The organism is Jiangella rhizosphaerae, assembly GCF_003579925.1.
GTDB classification, from domain to species: Bacteria; Actinomycetota; Actinomycetes; order Jiangellales; family Jiangellaceae; genus Jiangella; species Jiangella rhizosphaerae.
On the sequence record NZ_QUAL01000318.1, the window covers coordinates 1 to 4,591 of the forward strand.

The 4,591-nt window shown below is 73.3% G+C and carries 4 protein-coding genes and 2 pseudogenes; 2 read left to right on the forward strand and 4 right to left on the reverse strand.

Translation table 11 applies throughout. The features are described 5' to 3' along the window. Positions 1 to 402, forward strand: a pseudogene (locus tag DY240_RS32440) (2-phospho-L-lactate guanylyltransferase); the annotation flags it as partial. 59 nt (positions 403 to 461) lie between these two features. Here DY240_RS32440 and DY240_RS23930 read toward each other — a convergent pair. From DY240_RS23930 to leuC, 3 genes are all read right to left on the reverse strand, one after another. Further along, the gene (locus DY240_RS23930; protein WP_119662237.1) at positions 462 to 1,370 is read right to left on the reverse strand and encodes an HU family DNA-binding protein; all 909 of its coding nucleotides are present in this window, start codon (positions 1,368 to 1,370) and stop codon (positions 462 to 464) included. Between the two features lie 79 nt (positions 1,371 to 1,449). Continuing rightward, entirely contained in the window at positions 1,450 to 2,040 is a 591-nt protein-coding gene (gene leuD / locus DY240_RS23935) for a 3-isopropylmalate dehydratase small subunit (protein WP_119662238.1), read from the reverse strand. Between the two features lie 28 nt (positions 2,041 to 2,068). Further along, complete coding sequence (leuC, locus tag DY240_RS23940; RefSeq protein ID WP_119662239.1) at positions 2,069 to 3,478, reverse strand: 3-isopropylmalate dehydratase large subunit; 1,410 nt, start codon at positions 3,476 to 3,478, stop codon at positions 2,069 to 2,071. 83 nt (positions 3,479 to 3,561) lie between these two features. Here leuC and DY240_RS23945 point away from each other — a divergent pair, with 83 nt between their 5' ends. After that, positions 3,562 to 4,284: an IclR family transcriptional regulator gene (locus DY240_RS23945; protein ID WP_046771421.1), complete on the forward strand. Its 723-nt coding sequence runs from the start codon at positions 3,562 to 3,564 to the stop codon at positions 4,282 to 4,284. Between the two features lie 113 nt (positions 4,285 to 4,397). Here the strand turns inward: DY240_RS23945 and DY240_RS32445 are convergent. Then, positions 4,398 to 4,591, reverse strand: a pseudogene (locus tag DY240_RS32445) (Cmx/CmrA family chloramphenicol efflux MFS transporter); the annotation flags it as partial.

Consider the following 4,591-nt stretch of genomic DNA (forward strand, 5'->3'; position numbering starts at 1 on the left):
GCGGGGCTGAACGCCGCGCTGCGGCACGGTGCCCAGGCGGCCCGGTCGGCCGCCGGCGACGCGGCGGTCGCGTCGCTCTCCGCCGACCTGCCCGCGCTGCGCCCGGCCGAGCTGGACCGCGTGCTGACGGCGGCCGCGGAGCACCCGCTGTCATTCGTCGCCGATGCCGCCGGCATCGGCACGACGCTCTACGCCGCCGGGCCGGGCGTCGCGTTCGAGCCGGCCTTCGGCGGCCGGTCCCGGGCCGCGCACCGGCTGGCGGGCGCCGTCGAGCTGGAGCTGGACGGCATCGCGTCGGTCCGTCGCGACGTCGACACCGCCGTCGACCTGTGGGACGCCCGCCGCCTCGGCGTCGGCCCCCGCACGGCCGCGCTGCTCGCCGAGCGCGACCTCGTGCTCTGAGACGGGCCGGGCGGCGGCTTCGCTCGACGCCGCCCGGCGCGCGCTCCGGTCGCCCGGGGTCAGCCCTGCGTCGACGGCGGCGTGGTGGTGCCCGGCGCCTCGGTCGTCGGCTCGATCGGCGTCGCGGCCGCCCGCTTGGCCGGCGTGGCGGTCGTCTTCTTCGCCGCCGTCGTGGCGCTCGCGGCCGGAGCCGCGGTCTTCTTGGCCGCGGTCGAGGCGGTCTTCTTCGCCGCCGTCGCCGTGGTCTTCTTCGCCGCGGTGGTCGTCTTCCTGGCCGTCGTCGTCTTCTTGGCCGCGGTGGACGTGGTCTTCTTGGCCGCGGTGGACGTGGTCTTCTTGGCGGCCGGCGTCGCGGTCGAGGCCGTCTTCGCCGGCGCCGCCTTCTTGACCGCCGCCGCCGTCTTCTTCGCCGGCGTCGTGGTGGTCTTCTTGGCGGCCGTCTTCGTCGCCGCCGTCGACGCCGTGGTCTTGCGGGCCGGACCGGCCGCCTTCTTCGGCGCCGCCGGGCGCGTGGCCGGCACCTTGCGCGCCGTCGAGGCCGTCGACGGGGCCGCCTTCTTCGCGGCCGGCGCGGCGTCGCCCTTGGACTCGCCGCGGACCGCCTCGGCGACCTGCTTGGCCGCCGACGACACCGAACGGGTCGCGGACTCCGCCACGGCCGCGGCCTGCGCCGGGACCAGCGACAGCGACTCCATGATGCGGGTGCGCGCCTTCTTCACGCCCGCGACGACGTCCTTCAGCTCGTCGGCCGGGCTGAAGGTCGGCACGGGCCGCCTCTTGGCCTTCTTCTTGCCCTTGTCGCCGTCCTTGTCGCGGTCGAAGACGCCGAGCCCCTTGACGACGACCTTCTCGCCCGCGGCCAGCGAACGCTGGATGCCCTCGACGACGGAGTCGAGCGCGTGCTGCGCCACCTCGCGGTTGCCGTCGAAGCCGTCGGCAATGCGGTCGATCAGTTTCTTCTTCCCCACCGTTGCTCCTCAGCCGTCTCGCCCGGCGGGCGAGTCCCTCGCTCCACCATAGACGGCTGAGGGCAACGGATCGCGGATATCAGACCAGCGTGCGCGGCTTGTGCGACGGACGGCCCGCCTCGAAGTCGTCGATGGCGTCGGTGTGCCGCAGCGTGAGCCCGATGTCGTCGAGTCCCTCCATGAGCCGCCAGCGGGTGTAGTCGTCGACCTGCATGGGCGCGACGATCTCGCCGCACGTCACGACGCGCTGGTCGAGGTCGACCGTCACCTCGGTGCCGGGCGCGTTCTCGAGCGCCTTCCAGATCAGCTCGATGTCGTCCTGGCTGAGCTGACCGGTGAGCAGGCCCTGCTTGCCGGAGTTGCCGCGGAAGATGTCGGCGAACCGCGACGACAGCACCGCCTTGAACCCGTAGTCCTTGAGCGCCCAGACGGCGTGCTCGCGCGACGACCCCGTGCCGAAGTCGGGCCCGGCGACGAGCACCGAGCCGCTGGCGAACGCGGGGTTGTTCAGCACGAACGTCTCGTCGCCCCGCCAGGCGGCGAACAGGCCGTCCTCGAACCCGGTGCGGGTGACGCGCTTGAGGTACACCGCCGGGATGATCTGGTCGGTGTCGACGTTGCTGCGCCGCAGCGGGACACCGACGCCGGTGTGCCGGATGAACTTCTCCATGACGTGCGTCTTCTCCTTGTCGCGGCGCTCAGCCGACGGGCTCGAGGTCGGCGGGCGAGGACAGCGTGCCGCGCACGCTGGTGGCCGCCGCCACGAGAGGGCTGACCAGGTGGGTGCGGCCGCCCTTGCCCTGGCGGCCCTCGAAGTTGCGGTTCGACGTGGACGCGCTGCGCTCGCCCGGCGCCAGCTGGTCGGGGTTCATGCCCAGGCACATCGAACAGCCGGCGTGCCGCCACTCGGCGCCGAACTCCGTGAAGACCTTGTCCAGGCCCTCCTGCTCGGCCTGCAGCCGGACCTTGGCCGACCCGGGCACGACGAGCACCCGGACGGAGTCGGCCTTCTTCCGGCCCTTCACGACGGCGGCCGCCGCGCGCAGGTCCTCGATGCGGCCGTTGGTGCACGACCCGATGAAGACGGTGTCGACGGCGATGTCGCGCAGCGGCGTGCCGGCCTCGAGCGCCATGTACTCCAGCGCCCGGCGCGCGGCCGCCTTCTCGGTCTCGTCGGCGAAGCTCTCGGGGTCGGGGACGGACGCGGACAGCGGCAGCCCCTGCCCCGGGTTGGTGCCCCACGTGACGAACGGCTCGAGCGCGTCGGCGTCGATGGTGACCTCGGCGTCGAACACGGCGTCGTCGTCGGTGTAGAGCGTGCGCCAGTACTCCAGCGCGGCGTCCCACTCCTTGCCCTTCGGGGCGTGCGGACGGCCCTCGATGTAGGCGAAGGTGGTCTCGTCGGGCGCGATCATGCCGGCCCGGGCGCCGGCCTCGATGGACATGTTGCAGATGGTCATCCGCGCCTCCATCGACAGCGCCCGGATGGCCTCGCCGCGGTACTCCAGGACGTAGCCCTGACCACCGCCGGTGCCGATCTTCGCGATGACCGCGAGGATGATGTCCTTCGCCGTCACGCCCGGCTTCAGCGTCCCCTCGACATTGATCGCCATCGTCTTGAACGGCCGCAGCGGCAGCGTCTGGGTGGCGAGCACGTGCTCGACCTCAGAGGTGCCGATGCCGAACGCCAGCGCGCCGAACGCCCCGTGCGTCGACGTGTGCGAGTCGCCGCACACCACCGTCAGGCCCGGCTGCGTCAGGCCCAGCTGCGGGCCGACGACGTGCACGATGCCCTGCTCGACGTCGCCCAGCGGGTGCAGCCGGATGCCGAACTCCTCACAGTTCCGCCGCAGCGTCTCGATCTGCGTACGGCTGGTGAGGTCGGCGATCGGCTTGTCGATGTCGAGGGTCGGGGTGTTGTGGTCCTCGGTGGCCAGCGTGAGGTCCGGACGGCGGACCGGGCGGCCGGCCAGTCGCAGGCCGTCGAAGGCTTGCGGACTGGTCACTTCGTGGACAAGATGAAGATCGATGTAGAGGAGGTCAGGCTCGCCCTCGGCTCGACGCACGACATGCGCGTCCCACACCTTCTCCGCCAGGGTCTTGCCCATCACCTGCTCCGTTCGTCAGTCGCACGATCTCGGTGGATACACACCACTTGCGATCTCGCATGTTGAGATGGCAATATCGAGTCATGGACAACTCTAGCGGAGTCGGCGTTCTAGACAAGGCGGCATTGGTCCTGTCGGCCCTCGAGGCAGGCCCGGCGACCCTTGCCAACCTGGTGGCCTCCACCGGCCTGGCGCGGCCGACGGCCCACCGGCTCGCCGTCGCGCTGGAGCACCACCGGCTCGTCTCCCGCGACCTCCACGGCAGGTTCGTCCTCGGCCCGCGGCTGGGCGAGCTCGCCACCGCGGCCGGCGAGGACCGCCTGCTGGCCGCCGCCGGCCCCGTCCTCGCCCGGTTGCGCGAGGCCACCGGCGAGAGCACCCAGCTCTTCCGCCGCCAGGGCGACCAGCGCATCTGCGTCGCCGCCGCCGAGCGGCCCAGCGGCCTGCGCGACACCATCCCCGTCGGCGCGACGGTCACCATGCTGGCCGGCTCCGCCGCCCAGGTGCTACTGGCCTGGGAAGAGCCCGAGCGCATGCACCGCGGCCTGCAGGGCGCGCGGTTCACCGCCACCATGCTGGCCGCGGTCCGCCGCCGCGGCTGGGCGCAGAGCGTCGGCGAGCGCGAGCCCGGCGTCGCGTCGGTGTCCGCGCCCATCCGCTCCTCCAGCGGCCGCGTCGTCGCCGCCGTCTCGGTCTCCGGGCCGATCGAGCGGCTCACCCGGCAGCCCGGCCGCGTGCACGCGCCCGCCGTCCTCGCCGCCGCCGAGCACCTCACCGGCGTGCTGCGCAGCGCCGAGGACGGCTGACCCGCCGTCCGGGCCAGGTCTGATCCGGCGTGTGGACGCTGACGCCGACTGTTGGCGTCAGCGTCCACACGCTCGACGACCGTCGGCGCGGCGGAGCCTCTGACGGCGCTCGCTCAGCCGGCCGCGCGGACCGACCGTGCGCTGATCGCCTGGTGCAGCCCTGCGACGACGATGGCGGCCGCGACCAGGGCGGCGCTCACCCCGAGCGGCGAGCGGTACCCGGCCCCGGCGGCGAGCGCGGCTCCGGCCAGCCAGGGACCGGCGGCGCCGACGTTCATCGCGGCGGTCGCGTAGGCGCCGGCCAGCC

Coding starts and splice junctions, on each gene's coding strand:
- leuD (WP_119662238.1), bottom strand. CDS start 2,040: ATGGAGAAGTTCATCCGGCACACCGGCGTCGGTGTCCCGCTGCGGCGC.
- leuC (WP_119662239.1), bottom strand. CDS start 3,478: ATGGGCAAGACCCTGGCGGAGAAGGTGTGGGACGCGCATGTCGTGCGT.
- DY240_RS23945 (WP_046771421.1), top strand. CDS start 3,562: ATGGACAACTCTAGCGGAGTCGGCGTTCTAGACAAGGCGGCATTGGTC.